This window comes from Mesorhizobium sp. WSM3860, assembly GCF_002294995.1.
Classification (GTDB): Bacteria; Pseudomonadota; Alphaproteobacteria; order Rhizobiales; family Rhizobiaceae; genus Mesorhizobium.
The window spans coordinates 24,167-44,380 of sequence record NZ_NSGF01000032.1 but is presented as its reverse complement, the minus strand read 5'-3'; the positions used below and the strand labels follow the sequence as shown (position 1 = coordinate 44,380).

The 20,214-nt window shown below is 63.5% G+C and carries 21 protein-coding genes; 7 read left to right on the top strand and 14 right to left on the bottom strand.

Translation table 11 applies throughout. The annotated features are described in order from the left end of the window. Window positions 1-106: 106 nt before the first annotated feature. From CK220_RS29525 to CK220_RS29495, 7 genes are read right to left on the bottom strand one after another with little or no spacing between them, the layout of a single operon-like run. Window positions 107-382 carry a hypothetical protein gene (locus CK220_RS29525; RefSeq protein WP_245429446.1) on the bottom strand — a complete coding sequence of 92 codons (276 nt, stop codon included), beginning with the start codon at window positions 380-382 and terminating at the stop codon, window positions 107-109. A gap of 19 nt (window positions 383-401) precedes the next feature. Then, on the bottom strand, window positions 402-1,265 hold the full coding sequence (locus CK220_RS29520) for an RDD family protein (RefSeq protein ID WP_095814893.1): 864 nt from the start codon (window positions 1,263-1,265) through the stop codon (window positions 402-404). Then, window positions 1,252-2,268, bottom strand: coding sequence for a stage II sporulation protein M (locus CK220_RS29515; RefSeq protein ID WP_095814892.1), 1,017 nt, complete (start codon window positions 2,266-2,268; stop codon window positions 1,252-1,254). The genes CK220_RS29520 and CK220_RS29515 overlap by 14 nt, the downstream gene beginning before the upstream one ends. Further along, window positions 2,265-3,569, bottom strand: a complete 1,305-nt coding sequence (locus CK220_RS29510) for a DUF58 domain-containing protein (protein WP_095814891.1) — start codon at window positions 3,567-3,569, stop codon at window positions 2,265-2,267. The genes CK220_RS29515 and CK220_RS29510 overlap by 4 nt, the downstream gene beginning before the upstream one ends. Continuing rightward, window positions 3,566-4,522 carry a MoxR family ATPase gene (locus CK220_RS29505; RefSeq protein ID WP_095814900.1) on the bottom strand — a complete coding sequence of 319 codons (957 nt, stop codon included), beginning with the start codon at window positions 4,520-4,522 and terminating at the stop codon, window positions 3,566-3,568. Before CK220_RS29505 ends, CK220_RS29510 begins: the two co-directional genes overlap by 4 nt. Beyond that, complete coding sequence (locus tag CK220_RS29500) at window positions 4,509-5,723, bottom strand: hypothetical protein (RefSeq protein ID WP_095814890.1); 1,215 nt, start codon at window positions 5,721-5,723, stop codon at window positions 4,509-4,511. The genes CK220_RS29505 and CK220_RS29500 overlap by 14 nt, the downstream gene beginning before the upstream one ends. Continuing rightward, entirely contained in the window at window positions 5,720-6,352 is a 633-nt protein-coding gene (locus CK220_RS29495) for a DUF4129 domain-containing protein (RefSeq protein WP_095814899.1), read from the bottom strand. Before CK220_RS29495 ends, CK220_RS29500 begins: the two co-directional genes overlap by 4 nt. Window positions 6,353-6,410: 58 nt before the next feature. Between CK220_RS29495 and CK220_RS29490 the strand changes: the two genes are divergently transcribed. Continuing rightward, entirely contained in the window at window positions 6,411-7,271 is an 861-nt protein-coding gene (locus CK220_RS29490) for a hypothetical protein (protein WP_245429445.1), read from the top strand. Window positions 7,272-7,708: 437 nt separating this feature from the next. Continuing rightward, complete coding sequence (locus CK220_RS29485) at window positions 7,709-8,491, top strand: hypothetical protein (RefSeq protein WP_095814888.1); 783 nt, start codon at window positions 7,709-7,711, stop codon at window positions 8,489-8,491. A 381-nt stretch (window positions 8,492-8,872) separates the two neighbouring features. On the opposite strand, the gene CK220_RS29475 is transcribed toward CK220_RS29485, so the two are convergent. The 5 genes from CK220_RS29475 to CK220_RS29455 form a co-directional block, all read right to left on the bottom strand. Further along, the gene (locus CK220_RS29475) at window positions 8,873-10,513 is read right to left on the bottom strand and encodes an ABC transporter substrate-binding protein (protein WP_095814886.1); all 1,641 of its coding nucleotides are present in this window, start codon (window positions 10,511-10,513) and stop codon (window positions 8,873-8,875) included. Window positions 10,514-10,839: 326 nt separating this feature from the next. Further along, window positions 10,840-11,025, bottom strand: a complete 186-nt coding sequence (locus CK220_RS29470; protein WP_095814885.1) for a hypothetical protein — start codon at window positions 11,023-11,025, stop codon at window positions 10,840-10,842. 5 nt (window positions 11,026-11,030) lie between these two features. Further along, window positions 11,031-11,708, bottom strand: coding sequence for an isochorismatase family protein (locus CK220_RS29465; RefSeq protein ID WP_095814884.1), 678 nt, complete (start codon window positions 11,706-11,708; stop codon window positions 11,031-11,033). 288 nt (window positions 11,709-11,996) lie between these two features. After that, on the bottom strand, window positions 11,997-13,301 hold the full coding sequence (locus CK220_RS29460) for a Xaa-Pro peptidase family protein (protein WP_095814883.1): 1,305 nt from the start codon (window positions 13,299-13,301) through the stop codon (window positions 11,997-11,999). Between the two features lie 161 nt (window positions 13,302-13,462). Beyond that, window positions 13,463-14,359: a GlxA family transcriptional regulator gene (locus CK220_RS29455; RefSeq protein WP_245429448.1), complete on the bottom strand. Its 897-nt coding sequence runs from the start codon at window positions 14,357-14,359 to the stop codon at window positions 13,463-13,465. Between the two features lie 191 nt (window positions 14,360-14,550). Here CK220_RS29455 and CK220_RS29450 point away from each other — a divergent pair, with 191 nt between their 5' ends. Together CK220_RS29450 and CK220_RS29445 are read left to right on the top strand one after the other, a co-directional pair. Further along, window positions 14,551-15,048: a GAF domain-containing protein gene (locus CK220_RS29450; protein ID WP_095814882.1), complete on the top strand. Its 498-nt coding sequence runs from the start codon at window positions 14,551-14,553 to the stop codon at window positions 15,046-15,048. Window positions 15,049-15,170: 122 nt separating this feature from the next. After that, window positions 15,171-16,604, top strand: coding sequence for an aldehyde dehydrogenase family protein (locus tag CK220_RS29445; RefSeq protein WP_095814881.1), 1,434 nt, complete (start codon window positions 15,171-15,173; stop codon window positions 16,602-16,604). 110 nt (window positions 16,605-16,714) lie between these two features. On the opposite strand, the gene CK220_RS29440 is transcribed toward CK220_RS29445, so the two are convergent. Continuing rightward, on the bottom strand, window positions 16,715-16,948 hold the full coding sequence (locus CK220_RS29440; RefSeq protein WP_067329916.1) for a hypothetical protein: 234 nt from the start codon (window positions 16,946-16,948) through the stop codon (window positions 16,715-16,717). Between the two features lie 599 nt (window positions 16,949-17,547). Beyond that, window positions 17,548-17,727 (bottom strand): hypothetical protein, encoded by a 180-nt coding sequence (locus tag CK220_RS29435; protein WP_095814880.1) that lies wholly within the window; start codon window positions 17,725-17,727, stop codon window positions 17,548-17,550. Window positions 17,728-18,461: 734 nt separating this feature from the next. On the opposite strand from CK220_RS29435, the gene CK220_RS29430 reads away from it, so the two are divergent. The 3 genes from CK220_RS29430 to CK220_RS29420 all read left to right on the top strand — a co-directional run bounded on the left by CK220_RS29430 (window position 18,462) and on the right by CK220_RS29420 (window position 20,119). Next, on the top strand, window positions 18,462-18,839 hold the full coding sequence (locus CK220_RS29430; RefSeq protein WP_245429444.1) for a hypothetical protein: 378 nt from the start codon (window positions 18,462-18,464) through the stop codon (window positions 18,837-18,839). Between the two features lie 173 nt (window positions 18,840-19,012). After that, complete coding sequence (locus CK220_RS29425; RefSeq protein ID WP_095814897.1) at window positions 19,013-19,528, top strand: metallophosphoesterase; 516 nt, start codon at window positions 19,013-19,015, stop codon at window positions 19,526-19,528. Between the two features lie 345 nt (window positions 19,529-19,873). Then, on the top strand, window positions 19,874-20,119 hold the full coding sequence (locus tag CK220_RS29420) for a hypothetical protein (protein WP_095814878.1): 246 nt from the start codon (window positions 19,874-19,876) through the stop codon (window positions 20,117-20,119). Window positions 20,120-20,214: the final 95 nt, after the last annotated feature.

The window sequence follows — 20,214 nt, the reverse complement described above, 5'->3', positions numbered from 1 at the left end:
CATTCGGGCCCTCCGGCGAATCTGAAGCGTGGTAACTCCAGTCTCCTCGGTCGGGTCCGAATGGACAACCTTCTGAAAGCTCACAGCTAGGCGAGGGCGCTGAGGCTTATTCGGTCTGATTGAGAAGTGCGCGCAGCCGGCGTACTTCCGCGACCAGGCGAGGGACGTCCTGGCGTGCAGCCGCAATGAAATCTTGATCCTCGACGGTCGCACGGGACATTTCAATGTCCTCGCCGCGCTCTGCGCCGTTGCCGGTCTGGATGAAGTTGGATCCTCCGTCGAAATCCCGACCTTCGACCCAAGACTTCCATGGACCGGGTCGGGCTGCCGCCGCCCGCGATTCCATTTCCTGAAGTTCAAATTCGGACAACGACGTCTTCATGTCGGCCTCGCTGACGCGTCTACTGCGCGTATTTATCCGCCTTCCGATTGCCCAGCAGCAGCTTGCGTTCCAGGTGCGCGCGCAGCTCGCCGTAATATGCGGTGAGGAAGGCCTTTGAATCGACCGGCTCGACCCTGGCGCCGATCTTGCGGCCAATCGTTTCCGCCACCGCTTTCATCGCGAAATAGTCGTCGCGGCGTAGCACTTCCTCCAGCTTGTGCAGCTCGGCAATGCCATAGGCGTCGAGCTGCGCCGCGCTGAACTGGAAGCGGGCTGTAATGGGATCCTTGCGCAGCGACAGATCCTCGAGCAGCGCCACCTTCGGCGCCTCGACCACCCAGGTTCCGGCGAGCAGGTCGCCGATCCTAAGCCGGTCGCGGTTGAAGAGCGGGAACAGCGAGAACAGCAGCGCCCATACCAGGCCGAAGATGGTCGACAGCGTGTCGGCGACACCGGCGCTGCCGCGTGCGGCGAGGATCGACAGCGGCAGGAACACCTCGATCTCGCGCATCAGATTGCGCGCGATGACCTGGTCAAGGGTGAGGCCGGCGCCGCTGCGCGAAGCGACGCGGACGCCGACCATCCGCTTGCCGGGCGTCGCCGCCCGCCGGCCCGCCTCGAAGGCGATGAAATAGACGTTGCGCAGCAGGAAGATGAAGATGATCCAGACGATGACGAGCGGTTCGGCGTCCTTTACGCCGAGCCCGCCCAGGCCGAAGATCGCGACAAGGCTGACCGCGACGGCGGCGACGACTATGATCACCACATCGAGCAGGAATCCCGAAGCTCGCGTCCCGGCATCCGCCAGCTTGACTCGCAGGTCCACGCCCTCCGGCGTGACCAGCGGGCGCACCAGCGCGGCGGGATTCCTAGCCGTTGCCATGCCGCATCATCCGGAACAGGTAAAAATAAGAAATCCAGAGCGCCAGTATGCCGCCGCCGATCGAATAGCGGGCGATGTCGCCGGTGATCGTCTGCCGGCCGATGCCTTCGAGCAGGCCGGCAAACAACAGCATCACGGCAACGCCGACCATCGCGGTCGCCGCCACGCGGCCCGCTCGTGCGGCCGCGGCCATGCGCGTCAGTTCGCCTGGAAAGGCGATGCTGGTGCCGATGCGCATGCCGGCCGCGCCGGCGATGGCGATCGCGAACAGCTCCGTCGTGCCGTGGATCGACAGCCAGCCGCCGAGCTCGAAACCCAGCCGCTTGGCGGCATAGATCTGGAAGATGGCGCCAAGCATGCAGCCGTTCATGAGGATGATCAGCACGCTGGGCACCGCGAAGGCGAAGCCGAGTGCGAACGCCAGGATCGCCACCTGCGTGTTGTGCGTGAAAAGATAAGCAGCGAAGCCCGAGAGAAAGTGGTCGCCGCCGCCATAAAGCACGCTGCGCAGCATCTCGGCCGACGAATCCGGGTTGCGTCCACCGGCGAGGCTCGGTGCGATGATGGCGTCGTACCAGCGCTTGTCGGAGGCGACCAGCCAATAGCCGGCGATGGCTCCGATCACCGTGAGGGCGACAGACGTCCATACTTCGCGCCACAGGTCGCGGATCGCCGCCGGCCAGTCGTGCAGGAAGAAGTCGCCGATGCGCATTCTCAAGGATCGCCGCGCGCCATAGAGGTAAAAATAGCCGCGCAGGCAGAGCGCTTCGAGGTAAGCGATCAGCGCGCTGTCGAGCGAAGTGGCGCGCGCCACCGAAAGCGAGGACAGTGCCGAGCGGTAGAGCAGGGGCAGCGACAGCAGCTCGTCCTCCGACAGCGCGCGCGGCGCCCGTTTCTCGACGCGAGCAAGCAGCGCCTCGAACGCCTTCCAGTCGGCTTCGCGCTCCTGGCGGAAGCTTGCCAGCGACTGGCGGACGGCATGGGTGCCGGCGGGCAGCGTCATAAGAGGTTTTCCTCCTTGAGCTGGATATAGCGCTCGACCAGCGCCGGGCCGAGCCGCTGATGGTCGGCCTCGATGACATGCGCGCCGAGCAGCCTGAGCCTGCCGATCACCACTTGCCGCTGCCTGAGCAGGTCGCCGGCGGTGACCGCGCGGGCCACATCCTCCGGGGCGATAGGCGTCATATCGGCCAAGGTCTCCAGCTCGACATCCTTCATCAGCATGAACAGCACCAGATGCCGCTCGGTCAGCCGTCCGACGGTGCGCAGCATCAACTCGGCGCTGATCGGGTCGACGAAATCGGTGAAGACGATGACCAGCGAGCGCCGGTCGAGCTTCGCCGCGAGCGTCGTCAGCGCCAGGGTGAAATTGGTCTCCTCGGTCGAATAGTCGATCTCGGCGGCGCGCTTCTGGATCATGGTGAAGCTCGGCGAGCCGCGCACGGCGCCGCTGGAAATGCGCGGCCTGGCGTCGAAGGAGAACAGACTGACGAGATCGCCGCCCTTGAGCGCAATGAAGGCGGACAACAGCGCGGCCGTCACGGCACGGTCGACTTTCGGCACGCCCTTGACCGGCTCGCACATCAGCCGGCCACTATCGATAGCTAAAACTATGTTGTTGTTCTCTTCGATACGGAATTCGCGGGCAAGCAATTTGCCGTGGCGGGCGCTGCGCTTCCAGTCGATCATGCGCCGCCCCATTCCGGGCTGGTAGTCCTTCAGCGCCTCGAACTCGCGGCCTTGGCCGGCGCGCTTCTGCGCGTGGCCGTCGGCAAGAGCGGAGCGCTGCAGCAGCGTGATCGCCTCGTCGCGCGCCCGGCTGACATCGGGCAGCACCGCAATCTTGCGGTCCACTGGCAGCACGGCCTGGTTCCAGATCAGCCCGAACGGACCTTGCCAGCGCAGCCATAGCCGATCGAAGCTGGCGATGCCGCGCCGAACGGCGTCGAATTCGAGATCGAGCGTGCTGCCATTAGCCGGCAGTGTGCCGCCCGTGCCGTTGACCGGCGCCAGCCGCTGGTCATGCCCGACGCGCGCCTGTAGCCGGCGCGTCCACGCCCCGAGACCGGCCGCGATGTGCAGCGTGAAACGTCCGCCGACGCCGACGTGCGGCGGCGCGGTGAGCGTGGCGCTGAGCGATGCGCGACCGCGCCCGGCCGCCGCGTCGACCGCCAGGAAGGCAAGCAATGCGCAAATCCAGAGCAGCCCGAGATACCAGACATGCGGCAGCGCGAGCGCGATCAGGAAGGCGGGAATCGCTCCCGCCGCCGCTGCCCATACCGCTCTGCCGCTCGGATAGATCAACGCGGCGCTTCCGTCTGGTCGACCAGGTCGGACACGATCTGCTCGACCAGCCGTCCGTCGATCTGCGCCGCCGGCGAGAGGATGACGCGGTGGCGCAGCGCCGGCACGGCTAAAGCCTTGACGTCGTCGGGGATGACATAGTTGCGGCCGTCGAGCGCGGCCCGGGCGCGCGCCGCGCGCGCCAGCATGGCGCCGGCGCGGGGACTGGCGCCGACCTCCAGATCCGGGCTTTCGCGCGTGCCGCGCACAAGGGCCGCGATGTAGCCGACGACGTCGTCGACCAGCGTGACGTCGCCCACCGTGGCCAGCGCCGCCTCCAGCGTCTTGCGGTCGGTCTGCGCCTTGATGCCGTACTGCTCGATGTTGTGCGAGGCGGAGCCGCCGCCGTGGTGGATGATGATGGCTCGTTCTTCCTGCGCGTCCGGATAGCTGACCCGGTGCTTGAACAGGAAACGGTCGAGCTGAGCCTCGGGCAGCGGATAGACGCCCTGGTGCTCGATCGGGTTCTGCGTCGCCACCACCATGAAGTTCTTGCCGAGCGAATGGGTCGTGCCGTCGAAAGTAACGGCATGCTCCTGCATGGCTTCCAGGAGGGCGGCCTGCGTTTTCGGCGGCGTGCGATTGATCTCGTCGGCAAGCAGCAGGTCGCAGAAGATCGGGCCGCGCGTCAGCGTGAACTGGCCGGTCTGGAAATTGTAGATGTTGGCGCCGACGATGTCGCCGGGCATCAGGTCGGGCGTGAACTGGATGCGCCCAAAGGCGACGCCGAGCGCCTGCGCGAAGCAGCGCGCGGTCATGGTCTTTGCGGTACCGGGCGGACCTTCGAGCAATATATGCCCGCCGGCGAACAGCGCCGTCAGCATCAGATCGACCGTATCGCGCTGCCCGGTGATCGCTTTAGCCACTTCTTCCCTGATCGCGCTCGCCAGGGCTTTTACTTCATCGACGTTCACCGAGCCTCCTTGCCGTCCAGTCATGCAGCTCTTCTGCTGCTTCATGCATTGCGGCCAATGTGTTGGAATCGTTCGCAGCCTTGAACCGCGCGGTGAAGCCGTTCGCTTCGTTTTTGTCGCGGGAATCCAGCCAGCGGTCGAGCGCTTCGCCCTGCAGCCCGTGCGGCGCGCCAAGCAGCGCGGCGGCGCGCTGGCGCATCAGCGCGCCATAGCGGTCGCCGAGTTCTTGCAGCCGTCCTGCACGCTTCAGGAGCATTGCCGTGGTGTCGACCAGCGCCCGCTTGCCGAAGGCGATGGCGCGATCCTCGGTGCGGGGCGGCCCGAAGCGGCCGAGCCCATGCAGGAAGGCAAGGGCGGCCGCGATCAGCACCGACAGCGTCAGCGCCAGGAAGGGCGGCTCGACCAGGAGCTTGCCGAGATCGTAGTTCTGGCCGATGCCGTGCAGCGTCAGGTCGAACATGACCGCGCCCTTGGCGGGCTCCAGCATGGCGATCATGTCGAGCGCCGCTGCCGCCTTCTGCGGATCCTTCAGCGCCGCGTTGTTGATGAGATCGGGATCGGTCAAGATGTAGAACGGTTCGCTGTCGAGCTCGGTGAGAACAGCCTTGCCGTCGCCCGCGGCAATCAGCGGATGATTGTCGGCCACCCATTGCAACTCCTCGGGCAAGGCGATCTTGCGCCCTGCTACATCGATCCGATCGACCGTTGGCTTGCCTTCGCCGAGCTTGGCCTTGGCGATGCGGCCGAGCCAGTCGTTGACCACCGTATCGGGCAGCCGCTCGATTTTCGTCTCCCAACCCTCCTGGCCCGGTTGCGGAAAGGTGACCCATTTGGGCAGCACGAACAGCGTGTGCCTGCCCGAGCGGAGCTTGATGATGCGCTGAAGCGCCGCCGGGTCGCTGTTGGGAGCGATGGTGACGATCAGCAGGAAGGTGGATGCCAGGGGAGATTGCAGATCCTTCTCGCCGCGCGCCATGGGCGGCGCCTGCCCGTTGGTGAGCTTCAGCCATTCCACGAGCCCCGCATAGCCGGTACCGCCCTTGGAAAACGGAGTGGCGCCGCCTTGGGGCTGGCGGAAGTCGGGAGCGTAGGTCGAGAGCAGGAAGAATCCGGCAGCCGCCAACAGGCTGGCGAAGATGCCCCAGAACAGCGTCCTGCGGCCGAACGGTTCTTGTGCTGCCTCTGTCGCCTCCGCGCTCATGCCCAGGCATCCCGGAAGGCAAAGCGCTCATAGGCGATGCGCGCCTGCTGCCAGCCCTCGGCGCCGACCGGCCGGCGGGCAAACAGCGCGGCCTCGACGATGCGCGCGATCTCGCTGAAGGCTGTGCGTGGCCGGGACGGGATGGAACTCGCGGCGGCAATGTCGCGCGCGGTCAGCGACGGGCGCAGGAAGTCGGGCAGGCGGGTGGCGATGTCGGCGACGCTGCGGCGCAAGAGAAGATGCACCGCCTCGTCATAGTCGCCGCGCGCGGCGAGCGCGTCGGCTTCGGAGAGCAGGATCTGAGCCGCTCCGGCGTCCGGGCGCCATTCTTCCTTTGTCTCATCCTCCTTGCGGGCGCGCCGCCACGGCAGCCGCCAGGCGACGCCCTTCGCCTCGAGGAGGAGCAGGAATACGATGATCGCGACGCCGATGATCACCGCGCCCCAGAACAGATAGATCATGTAGGGGCCGAGCTTCGCCAGGGCTTCCAGAAAGGGCTTCAGCCATTCCGGCGGTTCCGGCCGTACCAGCCCCGGCAGGTCAAACTGGATTGAATCGTCCGCCAGCAGCTGCTTGTGCATCTTGGCCAGCCATTCGGCGTCCGCTGTGGCCGGCTGTGCCGCTGTCACCAACTCGCTCCCCTGCTACCCACCGTTCGACACTGGCAATACCGCAGGACAATTGCAAGTGATTGGACGCGTCTCGTCAATACTGGCAGATTTGCTTCGGGGGACGGGCTGGCCTTGCATCGGCCAAGCAGGGGAGGGCGGCATGACTTCAGCCGAATTGGCACGGCCGGAGAGTTTTCAGATCGGCCGGGTATTCAACAACACGTTTTCCGTCATCGGTCGCAACATCGGACTTTGCGTCGGGCTCGCGCTGCTGTTTTCAGGCCTTCCGCAGCTCGTCACGCAGCTTTTGCGCCTGAATTCCCATCCTGGAAATCCCGCGAACTTCGCCGCGGCGACCACAAACTACAAGATCGGCCTCATCGTTGGAGCCGCAGTCATTGCAATACTCTATCTCGCATTTGCGTTTCTGTTGCAGTCGAGCGTTGTCCGGGTGGCGATCGAGGATCTGAACGGCAAGAAGCCGACTTTCGGCGATTCCATTGCAACAGCGATCCGCTTCCTGTTGCCCACGGTGGCCATAGGTCTGCTTGTCGCGCTCGGCGTGGGCGCGGCCTCGATTGCCTTGCTTGTGCCCGGAATCATCCTAGGCCTCGGCTGGTCGGTGGCAATACCGGTGCTCATTCAGGAGCGCTTGGGCGTCTTCGGCTCGATGTCGCGCAGCCGCGCCCTGACCAAAGGCAGCCGCTGGGCTCTGTTGGGCCTTTTCGTGATCCTGGTCATCATCGGGCTGGTGATCCAATCCATCAGCGGCGTGGCTGTCTATCTCTTCCATGGCATCGCCGCCGCCGTAGTGGCCGCCATGGTCCAGAGCATGGGCTCGATGGTGGGTTCTGTCGCGGCAGCCGTCAGCTATGTCGAACTGCGCCAGGTCAAGGAAGGCACCAGCGTCGATGAACTGGCGGAGATATTCTCATAGGAGGCGGAGGCTGGGTTTGGCGTGAGAGGCCGAGCGCTGCGCATGCCGTCAGATTTCTTCACCCATCGCAAGACTACGATCATGGCGCCATGGCAGAGCCCGTCCTGACGGCGATTGTCATGGCGGTCAGCTACATTGAACTTTTGCGGTTACGGGATGACGGCGGCGTTGAAGATCTTGCCAAAGTCTTTGCCTGATCGAAACGTCCTGATCATGACGACCAAGCTCTGACCGTATGCTGGGTTCGATACCCCGCGGGTGCTCCGGCGCAATGATGCATTGACAACGTCTGCCAGCCGTCGCCACGACGAGCTGCTGCCGGCGCAGCTGACACCAGAAATACATCGCCGATTGCAAGTCCACTGGACGAAGCCCGCCGTTCTTGGCAAATTTACTTTGAAGTTGCCGAATTGGCGGCGGCTCGGGGGAAAGCTATCATGACCACTGCGACATTGGGACGACCAGGCAGACTCGAAATCGGCAGGGTGTTCAACAGCACCTTTGCCATCATCACGCGCAACATAGGACTCTGCGTCGGGCTTGGGCTTTTGTTCGCCGGCCTGCCGACGCTGCTCATCAGGTTATGGACCCAGCCGCAGATGGAAGCGGTGATGAATGGCGATCCGAGTGCCATGGCGGATCCAAACGCGGTGCTGCGCAACTCCTATCTCAGCATCCTCGCGGGATTGATTTCCTTCGTCTTTACGCTGCTGCTCCAGTCCTCACTGGTGCGGGCAACAATCGAGGATCTGAACGGAAGGCGGCCATCCTTCGGCGACAGCGTGCAGATTGCCATCCGCTTCCTGCTGCCGACGCTCGCGATCGGCCTGCTCGTCGGCGTCGGCTCAGCGCTTGCTATGATCGCGCTGATCGTTCCCGGCATCATCCTGTGGCTCGGCTGGTCGATGTCGGTTCCAGTCCTCATTCAGGAGCGATTGGGCGTGTTCGGCTCGATGTCGCGAAGCCGCGCGCTGACCAAGGGCAATCGCTGGTCGCTATTCGGTCTCTTCCTGATCCTGATCATCATCGCGATGGTCATCCAGTGGGGGATCCTGGTGGTTCTGCTCCTTTTCGGCGGGATTCTCGCTGAACTGGGAGCCGCCGTGGTGCAGGCTGTAGTGTCGATGGTGCTCTCCGTCGCCACCGCGGTCAGCTATATCGAACTGCGCCAAGTCAAGGAAGGCACCAGCGTCGACGAGCTGGCGAAGATCTTCTCTTAGAAACGGCCAGGCCGCCTTCCAATAGGGGGGCGGCCGCCGTCTCAATGACAACAGCAGTGGTCTGACTGCGCACTCGTCCGGCACAGGCACGACGAGGAGATCGCGACGTCGGTCTTGACCTGTGCCGTGGCCAATTTCGCCTGCAATCCCGGCACCAGTTCAGCCCGATATCGAACCAGCGCTGCGCCTCGGCCGAGGTTGTGGAGATAGGGCGCCTGTAGGTGCCGAGGTCGAAATGGTCCATGCCTTGCTGCTTCTCGCATTCCGAGCCGGCGGGGGGCGGTCCGGCGCAATCTGAGCCGAAAGGCTGGAGCTTGGCAAATGCCGATTGGCCGGCGCGGCTCTGCCGAGCCACGCTGGCCCTTTCGGTCCTGGGAGGAATCAGGACTCCAGCCAAACCTTTTCGAAATGCTGCTCGAGCGCCTGGTGCTGTTCGCAGCCCTGCACGCCCTTGCGGTAGGTGCGGTAGACCGAGCGCCAGTAGGGCTGGATGATGATGCCGGAGTCGCGCAAATTCTGCTCGATCTCGGCCATGATCTCCTTGCGCTGGGAGGCGTCCGGCGTGGCAAGTGCTTTATCGAGAAGCTCGTCGAACTCCTTGTTCGAATAGGCGCTTTCGTTCCAGGCGGCGCCGGATTTATAGGCCAGGGCCAGCACCTGGACGCCGAGCGGACGGCCGAGCCATTCGGTGCAGGAGTAGGGGAACTTGCTCCAGTCGTTCCAGAAGGTGGCGGCCGGCAGCACGGTGCGCTTGATCTTGAATCCGGCCTCGCGGATCTGGGCGGCGATCGCGTCGGCGGTGCTCTTTTGCCATTCGACGTCGACCGAGATCAGCTCGTATTCGTGGTCGGCCTTGCCGGATTCGGCCAGCAGCTTCTTCGCTGCTTCGACATCGCGTTTGGCCGGGCCGATATCGGCGAATTCCGGATGCATCGGCCCGACATGGTGGTTATCGGCGGGCTTGCCTCTGCCGTCGAGGCCGAGCTTCAGCACGGCCGCATTGTCGACGGCAAGCTGGGCGGCACGACGCACCTTGACGTCGTCATAGGGCGCGTTGCCGACATTAAAGCGCGCGACGATGGTCGAGCCGGTAGCGATCTCGGAATTTTCGAGCCCCATCTGCTCGGTCTGCGACACGGCATCCGAGGCGGTCTCGTGATCGGTGTCGATCTCGCCGGATTCGAAGGCCGACAGCATGGCGTTGGGATCGGAGCCGTAGTCGACCCACTTGATGCCGTCGAGGTAGAACTCGCCCTTCCACCATGGCTTGTCCTTGCGCTTCACCTCCGCACCGGTCTCGGCGTCCCAACTCACCAACTCGCACGGGCCGGTGGTGATGGCCAAAGCCTTCTTCGGATCGGCATCGCCTTCATAGGAGCGGTGCATGATCAGCGCCGGATAGTCGGCCATCCCGGCGATCAGAGAGATGTCCGGCTTGGGCAGGTTGATCTTGACGGTGTAATCGTCGACCTTCTGGATGCCGCCGTCGACCGGCTTCTTGGTGTCGGCATTGACCAGCGCGCCCATGCGCGCGGCGACCGAATTGCCGGCGACCGAGGCATCGCACCAGCGGTTGAGATTGTGGATCACGTCGTCGGCATTGAAGGTGTCGCCGTTCGACCAGGTGATGCCCTTGCGCACATGCAGTGTGATCGTCGTGGCGTCGTCGCTGGTCTCCCAGCTTTCGAGCAGCCACGGCTCGAAGGAGAAGTCGGTTTTCCAGCGCACCAGATATTCATTGCAGTGACGCGCGACATTCGACATCTCTACGCCGTCGAAGGTGCGCGGATCCTTGAAGCCTTTCACGTTCATCGCAACGCGGAGTGTGCCCCCCTTTTTCGGCTCCTCGGCGCGGGCAGGCGAGGGGGCAAGGCCGCCCAGCGCCAGCGCGCCGACGGCGCTGACGCCCAAGCCGGCCATAAGCGCCAGATACTCGCGCCGGCTGATCGCGCCCGTCTTGAAATCCTCCGCGGTCTGCTTTGCCCGCGGGTGCAGTTTTCTGTCGGTCAGCATGAATTTCATCGTCGTTCCCTCTGTTGGTGCATGTCGCCCAAGAGTGTGCTGCGGTTTTGGGGCAACGACTTGCACGAAAAGCCTGTGCGCGCTTCGGCGTCGCCATGCCTGCGGCGGATGCGACCGCTGGCGGCGCCCTTGCCTGCTCAGCGATGATAGGTCCGCTTTCCGCAGCGCAATGTTTGGTTTTCCGCAGTTGTTGTGCGCTGTTCCGCAGGCGTACGAACAGCCGATCTCCCCCCTCGTGGGGGAGATGCCCGGCAGGGCAGAGGGGCGCGCTGTCCCGCCGCCGTCTCAGCTATTCAGTGCCGCTGCGATGACGAATTGGCTTGAGTTCAAGATTGGGGTAGGTCGCGATCCTTCGCGCGCCCCTTCGGCCTGCCGGCGATCTCCCCGCCTTGGGGGGAGATCAGCGCTTCATCGCTGGCGCCCAGCCTCGCTATGTCGGCGGTAATCGCCCGTTCGATCGTTCCGCGCGCGGCAGAGGCGCGCCTTGCCGGATCGGCTGGGTCGCCGGTCATCGCCGTCACAGCTCTGCGTAAAGTTGCGCCGCGTTCTCGAAGGTGAAGCGCAGCGGCACCGATCCCTCCACCTGCCACACGTTTACCGTGTCACCGGCCATCAGCCGGCAGGCGTCGAGCGTGTTGGTCACGGCGCCGCCATAGAGCCGGTTGGCGAGGTTGAGGATGCCGGTCTGGTGCATGGCGCTGCTGCCGCTGCCGCAGGCGTCCTTTACCAGCAGCACGCGAAAACCGCGCGCCACCGCATCTTTCACCGTGGCGTCGATACAGGCCTCGGTCCATACGCCGGCAATCACCAGCCATTCGACGCCGGAGGCCTTGAGCCTGTCGGCGAAGTCGTTCTTGCCGAAGGCGCTCGCCTCCTGCTTGACCAGCAGGGCTTCGCTTTCGCGTGGCGCCACCTCATGACAGATTGCCGTCAGCGGATCGTCCTTGTCGGAGAAGGCCGACTTGCCGCTCTGGTCGAGCGGATGGAACGGCCGCGCCTCGGCGAGGTCGACGATATAGGCCCAATGATAGAGCGGCACGAAATTGCGCCGCGCCGCCTCCTGCAGGCGTTGGACGTTGGCGAGGATGTTGGCAAAGCCCTCGACCAGATAGCGCCTGTCCTTGCGATGCTCCTCCTGGAGATCGATGAACACTGCGGCCGCCGTGCCGCGCCGGATGGAAATGGGATTCTTCATGCGAATGCGGCTGGTTCGCAGGCAGCGGGCGTCGCCACCTTCGTCATCCCAGGGCGAAGCAGGAGCGAAGCTCCGTCGCGGAGACCCTGGGATCCATGCCGTGACTTATGCCGAGGAGTGCAGCGGAGCAGAATTCTGTAGCCGTTGTGTGGCCTTGACGTCATGGCATGGATCCTAGGGTCTGCGCTGCGTCGCTGCGCTCCTCGCTCCGCCCTAGGATGACGAAATCCATGGGCGCCGCGGCTATTCCGAGAGTAAGCGATACATCGTCAATGTGAACAATCGGCATCAAACCTGCGGCTCCAGGAACTCATCCTCATAAGGGAAGCGCGAGAGCAATTCGGTGCCGGTTTCGGTGATCAGGATCTCGTCTTCCAGCTTGACGCCCTCGCGGCCGCCCTTCTCGCCGATATAGCTTTCGACGCTCACCACCATGCCGGGTTGGATGATGCCGTCGCGGCCGTAGGTCTCGTAGTCCATCGCGTGGGCGATGAAGGGCGTCTCGCCATGCATGCCGACGCCGTGCATGACCGAAGTGTAGCGCTGGTCGACAAAGCGATCCGGGATTTTCCACGCCTTCTCGGCGATCTCGCGGAAGGCCATGCCGGGTTTCACGATGGAAATGTTGTGCTGCACCTGGTCGTGCGCCATTCGGTAGAGCGACTTCTGATAAGGCGTCGGCTTGCCTGGGCCGCAGCGGAAGGTGCGCGAGAAGTCGGAATAATAGCCGTAGCAGCCGATCGTGTCTGTATCGAGCGCGACCAGCTCGCCCGGCCTGATCTTGCGGCCGCTCGCCTCGTTGAACCACGGATTGGTGCGCTGTCCTGAGGTCAGCAGCCGGGTCTCGATGAACTCGCCGCCCTGGCGGATCACCTCGTGATACATAATGGCGAAGAGCTCGTTTTCGGAAACGCCGGGCTTGATCGCCTCGCGCACGGCTGCCACCGCGGCTTCAGCGCCGGCCATGGAGGCCTGCAGGCATTTCACTTCCTCCGGCGTCTTCACCGCGCGCACGGCAAGAATCTCGCCCTGGCAGTCCTTCACCTCGCAGCCGCGCTTTTCCAGGGCGAGCGCCTGTAGATGGCTGCAGCGGTCCAGGCCGAGCTTCATCGAGCCGCCGCCATGCTTCTTCAGAAGCTCGGTGATCTCGTCGGCGAACGGCCCCGCCGTCTCGTCGTCACGGCCGGACACGGAGGACCAGACCAGCTTCGACGGCCGCGCCTCGTCGATCGTGTCCAGCACCATCGAGACATGGTAGCTCTGCGGATATTCGAACAGCACGATCGGCCCGTCGGTCGGGATGAAGAAGTAGCGGGTCGAATTGCGCAGGAAATAGCCGAACATGTTGCGCGAGCCGGTGGCATAGCGCTGGTTATAGGGGTCGAACAGCACGATGGCGCCATAGCCCGCCTCGCGCATCCAGGCGCGCAGCTTGGTAAGTCTGCCCTTACGCAGCGCGTCGGCGTCGATGAAGGACGGTTCGGTGTCGGAGAGCCACATGCCGCCGGCGGGATCGGCCGCGGCCGGATGGCGCATGCGGTCCTTGAAGTCCACATCCTCAGTGCTGTCGGGATCGAAAACGACGATGCTCATGGGCGCCTCCTGTCCCCGCGAACATAGCCGGGAAGGATACGGAGCTTGTGCGGTATTCCGCAAATGTCGTGCCGGTTGCCGCGCGAACGATGCCGTCACTGCAATCTCGGCGGGACAGAGGGGGTGTGAGAGAACTCGGCGTGGAAGCAGAAAAGCGCACCCTAATGCCTTCGCGCCGCCTTCGGCGCGTGCCCATGCTCCTCGCGAAACGCCCGCGCGAAACTCGACATCGAAGCAAACCCGCAGGCCAGCGCCACATCGCGCACCATCAGCGTCGAATGCGCCAGCAGATCGGCGGCGCGTTTTAGCCTGAGCCGCCGGTAATATCCGTTGGGCGAGATATCCAGCTCGGCGCGGAAATTGCGCTCGAGCTTGTCGGGCGAGACGCCAAGCCGCTCAGCCAGCTCCGCCATGCCGAGCCGTTCCTCAACCGCGTCCTCCATGATGGCGATCGCCGACAGCACCAGCTCGTTCTGCACCCCGGTGCGGAGGCGGAGCGGCATAAGCTTGCGGTCGACACTCGACCGCAATGGAGAGTGTACGAACCATTCCGCGACGCCCGCGGCGAGCTCGGCGCCATAGTCGCGCGTGACGATCTCCAGCATCATGTCGAGGCTGCCGACGCCGCCCGCCGAGGTGAACCGTTTGCGATCGATGACGAAGAGATCGCGCCTGAGCTCGATGTCGGGAAACGCCTCGGTGAAAGCGGCCTGGCTGGTCCAGTGCAAGGTGCAGGCATGGCCGTCGAGCAGGCCGGCGCGGGCAAGGAAGAACGCCGCATCCGCCACCGCGCCGATATGCGCGCCGCCGCGCAGGCTTTTCCGGATCCAGCTCATCGCCTCGTCGGCCACGACATGATCGGCATCGCCGCCGGAGCAGACGACGATGCGATCGACCTTCGGCGCCTCTGCCGCCGAGAAGCCGGGCTGGATGACGACGCCGTTGGAGGCCTCGACCGTGCCCTCATCCGCGCCGACGATCACCCATCGGTAGCAGTCGCGCTTCGCAAGAATATTGGCGCCGCGCAGCGGCTCGATAACCGAGGAAAACGCCATCATCGGAAAGCCGGGAAAGACCAGCACCGCGAAGGTGAGCGGAGTCTCGCGTGCCTCCGGCTGCGCGCGGTCGCGTTTTCGGTTGGCGAGGATGGCGCTCACGATTTTTGTATTTCCCGCGCGGAGCATTGGTGGCAGACAAGGCGAAACTGTAGCGGGCGCGTCAGCGCCCTAGCAACGGAGAAACGACCAGGATGTTTGCGGCAACGGCCATTGACACGAGCAACAAGCCGGCCTTCTACAACGAGCTGGCCACGCAATTGAAGGCGCTGCTGGAAGGCGAGCGCGACTCGATCGCCAACGCCGCCAACACCTCGGCGCTGATCCACCAGATGGTGCCCGACCTCAACTGGGCCGGCTTTTATTTCCTGCAATCGGACGAGGAGCTGGTGCTCGGCCCCTTCCAGGGCAAGCCGGCCTGCATGCGTATCGCCGTCGGCAAGGGCGTGTGCGGCACCGCCGTCGATCTGGGCATGTCGATGCTGGTCAAGGATGTTCACGAGTTCGAGGGCCACATCGCCTGCGACGCCGATTCGCGTTCGGAGCTGGTGGTCCTGCTCAGGGACAATGACGGCGTCTTCGGCGTGCTCGATCTCGACAGCCCGCTGCCCGGCCGCTTCGACAAGGAGGACCAGGCCGGCATCGAGAAGCTTGCCGCGATCTATGTGGCCGCCAGTTCCTTCGAGGACTAACGCTTAGCGGACCGCGGCACGGCGCCGCGTCTAGCTCAACGACGCGGTCTTGCGTTTGCCATACGCGCGTCGTTATCTCTGGCGGAATATGACGCCCGTCAGGCGCGCCGAAGGGAGAAGATATGTCGCACGATCTGCAGTTCTATATCGACGGCGCCTGGGTCGATCCGGTGGTGCCGAACAATTTCGATGTAATAGATCCCTCCACCGAGGATGCCTTCGCGCAGATCTCGCTGGGCACGAAGGCCGATGTCGACAAGGCGGTCGCGGCCGCCAGGCAGGCCTTCGCCACTTTCGGCTTCGCCGAAGTCGAGGAGCGCCTCGACATCCTTAACCGCGTGATCGAGGTCTACAGAAAGCGCAGCAAGGACCTTGCGCTCGCCGTGTCGCGCGAGATGGGCGCGCCGCGCCAGATGGCGCTGGACAGCCAGGTCGGCGTCGGCCAGGCGCATCTGGAGAAGATGGCCGAGGTGCTGAAGAGCTTCCAGTTTCGCCATGTCAAAGGCTCCTCGCTCATCGTCAAGGAGCCGATCGGCGTCGTCGGCCTGATCACGCCCTGGAACTGGCCGCTCAACCAGATCACCTGCAAGGTCGGCCCGGCGCTCGCCGCCGGCTGCACCATGGTGCTGAAGCCGTCAGAGATCGCGCCGCTCGATGCCATCATTTTCGCCGAGATCATGGACGAGGCCGGTGTGCCGAAGGGCGTCTTCAACCTCGTCAACGGCGACGGCCCAACTGTCGGCCAGGCTTTGGCCAGCCATCCGGATGTCGACATGATGTCCTTCACCGGCTCGACGCGGGCCGGCATCCTCGTCGCCAAGGCGGCCGCCGACACGGTGAAGCGTGTGCATCAGGAGCTCGGCGGTAAATCCGCCAATATCCTGTTCCCCGACGTCGATCTGCAAAGGGCGGTCACCAAGGGCGTGGCCGGCTGCTTCGGCAATAGCGGCCAGTCCTGCAACGCGCCGACGCGCATGTTCGTCCCGCGCGACCGGCATGACGAGGCCGCCGGCTATGCCAGGACGGCGGCGGAGAAATTCACCGTCGGCCCGGCTGACGCGCCGGCAACAAAGCTCGGCCCGGTGGTCAGCCAGCTGCAGTTCGACAAGATTCAAGACCTGATCCAGAGCGGCATCGACGAAGGCGCAACCCTGATCGACGGCGGCCCAGGCCGTCCGGCCGAGCTCAATCGCGGCTACTATGTCCGCCCGACCGTCTTCGCCAACGTGACGCACGACATGCGCATCGCGCGCGAAGAAATCTTCGGGCCGGTGCTGTCGATCATGCCTTACGACACGGTCGAGCAGGCGATCGAACAGGCCAACGACACCGTCTTCGGCCTGGCCTCCTACATCCAGGCCAAGGACATCGAGAAGGCGCGCCAGGCCGCGGCCCGCATGCGCTCCGGCAACGTCTACATCAACTATCCGACCTGGGACGCCGGCCTGCCCTTCGGCGGCTACAAGCAGTCCGGCAACGGCCGCGAATATGCCGAGTATGGGCTGGAGGATTTTCTAGAGATCAAGGGCATCGCGGGATACGAGGCGGCGGAGTAGGCGGAGCAGAAGTCCGGCGCAGGCAGATAGAGAAAGGGCGCGGTCTCGGCTGCGCCCTTTGCCATGACCGGTTGCCCCCGACAGCCGATCAGCTCCTCCTCGCCGCCTTCTTACCCGCGCCTTGCCTCGATGATGCCCACCATGGCCCGGGTAAATTCAACCACGCTGTTTGCCGTGATGGCTGCATTGTCGGGGCTTTGGCCGATTTGCTCGGCTGCTCCGCAGCACGAGCGGCGGATAAGGTCGTAATGAGCAAGTCTTTCATCGTCCGGCAACGCCGCCAGGTTCAAGGCTCGACGGTGAAGCATGCGCAACAGCTGCGCCAGCGCTGTTTCGACACTCATGCGTTTGGCTCCGCATCGGTCGAACGTCTCGGCACATAAAGTGCCGGATCGTCGATCAGGGGGCGGTTCTCGTCCCCGATCCGGCAAGGCTGCGCCTTAGTCGTTAATACATCGTTGATCGCTAATATGATCGGCGAAGCCTTTGGGCTGATTGCCGGATGCTATCGGACCTGGCGGAAGGATCATGACGGGCCGCGTGCAACCACGCTCAATGGCAATCCCCCGGGCGGCACGGATAACATCCTCGGTATTTCAAAATCTAACGATCGGCAAAATGCACCAGTAAGGATGCTTGGTAAGGGTTGATTCAACCCTTGCTGGTATGTAGAACGTGGCGGCTCCGGCCAGGGGTAGGGTTGCCTGAAAGCCGGAGCCGCCTGCGCGGCCGATGGGTAGTCTCCGCGCTGTCCCAGAATAGGACAGCGCGGTCTACGATTCGTTAATTCGCTAATATATCGTCATGGGCGAAGCCGGCGGACAGCGATGCCGGCAGACGACATATCCCAAGCAATTGAATTCTCACGGTAAGTTCCAGCTGCGAACCTGTATTCGAACCGGGACTGACGGAGTTAACATTCCGCTGGGTCTACCCGTTCCTCTCATGCGCAACGCTGCCAGGCCCAGATAATATCCATCTTGTCTTTGGCCTTCTTTCGGCGGCGTCGGGATCGAATGGGGATGGTGATGCCCGGGGTCGACAGACCGGTCCGGCCGTCGACGATCCTGATGATGATTGCATCGATGGCGACTTCGCCGCCAATGCTCAAGCCGTTTGGCATGGTTAACGAGTCTGGGGCCGGCGGGGCCTTTGTCAAGACTTTGCTAATATTAGAAAGAAGACAAGCCGTTTAGCGGAACAAGCCTCTCCGAGCGCAGTTCGGTGCGACCTGGCGTCGGCTTTGCCGTCGCGTTGGGACAGCAGCCCAAGCAAACCCGACAGAGAGCCAGCCTTCGCAGGGCCTCTCACGAGCTGCCAAGAAATGAGTGGAACATCACCCAAGGTGCGCAATGACTACCCCCAAACACATTTCAACGTTCGACCTTGATCAGTTGCGCGAAGCCTTCAAGCAATTGACAAGCGAGCAAGGCATCACAGCCGAAGAACGGGACGTATACGCCCAGCTTTTCCTTAGGCAGACCTGCGCCGAAGTCTTAGCGCTCGGCCCAGAACGGCGGCCGGCGCAGCCTTGGCGTTAGCTCAGGGGTGGTGTGCCGCATCGGCGGTTGCGGGTTCGTGGCAGCTTCCCCGCGTGCGCATCCTAACGGCGACGAATCGTCCCGCAGCGTCCGGCGACATATTGCGCCAAGCCAGGCCTCCGTCGAGATCATGGCCCGAACGCCGCTGCGGCTCTGCGATGGATCACCGGATCGTGGGCCGGGTCTCATCTGGTGTGGACGCCGTATGAAGCGGCGCTAAATCAAGCCGATGCGGTTTGTTTTGAGCATATTCGCTTTTCTTTTTTGCGCCGCCTCTCTCCAGGCCCAGGAGTGGCAGCCGTTTGGGGTCCGGCAATTGGGCTTCACATTCGATGTTCCTCCAGGTTTCGTACTCACCCAGCATTCGGATCAGGGTGCTGCATTCCAAGGCGAACAGGACGCGTTTCTTGCCGTGTGGGGCGCCAGACTTGGCAGAGCCAGCTTCCGGGCCGAGATCGAGCACCGCATGGTGGAAGACGAAATGGCCGGCTGGAAGTTGACGTACCGTCGCCTCACCTCGACCTGGGCGAGCTATTCAGGGATCAAAAACGGCGAGATCCGATATGTTCGCGCCATAAGGGTCTGTAATGACCGCGCCGCGCTTTTCACGATTGACTACAGCAGATCGGAGAAGACGCCTTACGATCGGATCATTGTGCGAATGGTAAGATCCTTAAAGGCTGAAGGCTGCTAGGCTTGCGCCCAAGGGTGAGTTTCGATCCATACAGGGGTCGCCGCGCTGGGCGAAACCCGTTCCTGCGCCGGTGGTTACAGCCGCCAACCCTATTAACTTGCGGCTGTCGCGGTACCTCTGCTCACAACGGTCGGGCCGCGGGGCCATCTCATCCTGAAACCGGCATGCCCCTAATGCTATTTTTTACGAGCGACACGCATTTCAATGATGCCCGCATCCTACGGATTGACCGGCGGCCCTTCGCATCGCTTGCTGAACATGACGAAGCGCTGATCTCTTTCTGGAACGAGACCGTCACACCTGAGGACGAGGTCTGGCACCTTGGCGACTTCGCGCGGCACGGCAAAGCAGGCGGGGAGGCGCTTCTGTCGCGCCTCAATGGGCGCAAGAACCTGATCATCGGCAACAACGACCCGGACGAAACGACTGCCGCCGACGGATGGGCCAGTATTCAGCACTACGCGGAGCTCAGGTTGAACGGGGTGCTTCTCATCCTGTGCCACTATCCGTTCCGCACCTGGAACCAGATGGGCAAGAAGTCGATCAATTTGCACGGTCACTCGCATGGGAAGCTTAAGCCGCTTCCACGCCAGTACGACGTTGGCGTAGATGCTTGGAACTTTCGGCCGGTCCCGCTTCCGGCATTGATCCAACAAGGCGGTGCCCGGACGCAGGCCTCGCCAGCTTAAAGTAGGTTGGCCGGCAGCGAGAGCGGACGCGGCAAATAGAGTCTCAAGCATTCGCTAATGGAACTTACCGACCGACATTGGGTTCGGTGTCGCGGCGCGCGTTGCCAGGCGAGGCGCCGTTTGGGGATTTGTGGTGGCGTTCCCCGGAGCCCGTTCGGCCTCCCAGGCGAGCGGGCTCTTGCCGTCCGGGGATTGCTAAGGAGAAGCCGGTAAGATGGGACGGCTGAACCCGTTATGATCTGCCTGCAGATCGCCATGTGGTGAAGCCGAACAAGCGGAAGGGTGGACGCTTTCCATCTCTCAAATTTGAATGCGGGTCGCATCTCGTGCAGCCCACAATAACGCATGCCGAACTATCTGTTCGAAGTCTTCCGAAATGGGCAAAGCCTCGGCGATGCTTGGGTCGACCTCGGCAACCTAACCGACATGCGACGAGAAGCGCTAAAGGCACTTCACGATATCGCTGCAGACGAAATCGCCTCGAGCGACTTGGATGAGACTGTGACCGTTGCCGTCCACGACGAAGCCGGCAGGCCGGTATATTCTGCCAGTCTCACCGTTTCGCAGCCGTTGCCCGCTTTCAACCACTAGGAATCGTCGCTGAGCCGCTCATCCTCCAGAGGCAGGAACATTATTGAGTGGCTGGGGAACCTGGAAGCTTTTCGAATTTTCTGGGTCGCGCCACC

What these genes read in the sequence shown, in the direction of transcription:
- CK220_RS29525 (WP_245429446.1), bottom strand. Translation starts at nt 382, where the DNA reads ATGAAGACGTCGTTGTCCGAATTTGAACTTCAGGAAATGGAATCGCGG.
- CK220_RS29520 (WP_095814893.1), bottom strand. Translation starts at nt 1,265, where the DNA reads ATGGCAACGGCTAGGAATCCCGCCGCGCTGGTGCGCCCGCTGGTCACG.
- CK220_RS29515 (WP_095814892.1), bottom strand. Translation starts at nt 2,268, where the DNA reads ATGACGCTGCCCGCCGGCACCCATGCCGTCCGCCAGTCGCTGGCAAGC.
- CK220_RS29500 (WP_095814890.1), bottom strand. Translation starts at nt 5,723, where the DNA reads ATGAGCGCGGAGGCGACAGAGGCAGCACAAGAACCGTTCGGCCGCAGG.
- CK220_RS29485 (WP_095814888.1), top strand. Translation starts at nt 7,709, where the DNA reads ATGACCACTGCGACATTGGGACGACCAGGCAGACTCGAAATCGGCAGG.
- CK220_RS29475 (WP_095814886.1), bottom strand. Translation starts at nt 10,513, where the DNA reads ATGAAATTCATGCTGACCGACAGAAAACTGCACCCGCGGGCAAAGCAG.
- CK220_RS29470 (WP_095814885.1), bottom strand. Translation starts at nt 11,025, where the DNA reads ATGACCGGCGACCCAGCCGATCCGGCAAGGCGCGCCTCTGCCGCGCGC.
- CK220_RS29465 (WP_095814884.1), bottom strand. Translation starts at nt 11,708, where the DNA reads ATGAAGAATCCCATTTCCATCCGGCGCGGCACGGCGGCCGCAGTGTTC.
- CK220_RS29460 (WP_095814883.1), bottom strand. Translation starts at nt 13,301, where the DNA reads ATGAGCATCGTCGTTTTCGATCCCGACAGCACTGAGGATGTGGACTTC.
- CK220_RS29455 (WP_245429448.1), bottom strand. Translation starts at nt 14,359, where the DNA reads ATGATGGCGTTTTCCTCGGTTATCGAGCCGCTGCGCGGCGCCAATATT.
- CK220_RS29450 (WP_095814882.1), top strand. Translation starts at nt 14,551, where the DNA reads ATGTTTGCGGCAACGGCCATTGACACGAGCAACAAGCCGGCCTTCTAC.
- CK220_RS29445 (WP_095814881.1), top strand. Translation starts at nt 15,171, where the DNA reads ATGTCGCACGATCTGCAGTTCTATATCGACGGCGCCTGGGTCGATCCG.
- CK220_RS29440 (WP_067329916.1), bottom strand. Translation starts at nt 16,948, where the DNA reads ATGAGTGTCGAAACAGCGCTGGCGCAGCTGTTGCGCATGCTTCACCGT.
- CK220_RS29435 (WP_095814880.1), bottom strand. Translation starts at nt 17,727, where the DNA reads ATGCCAAACGGCTTGAGCATTGGCGGCGAAGTCGCCATCGATGCAATC.
- CK220_RS29425 (WP_095814897.1), top strand. Translation starts at nt 19,013, where the DNA reads ATGCTATTTTTTACGAGCGACACGCATTTCAATGATGCCCGCATCCTA.
- CK220_RS29420 (WP_095814878.1), top strand. Translation starts at nt 19,874, where the DNA reads ATGCCGAACTATCTGTTCGAAGTCTTCCGAAATGGGCAAAGCCTCGGC.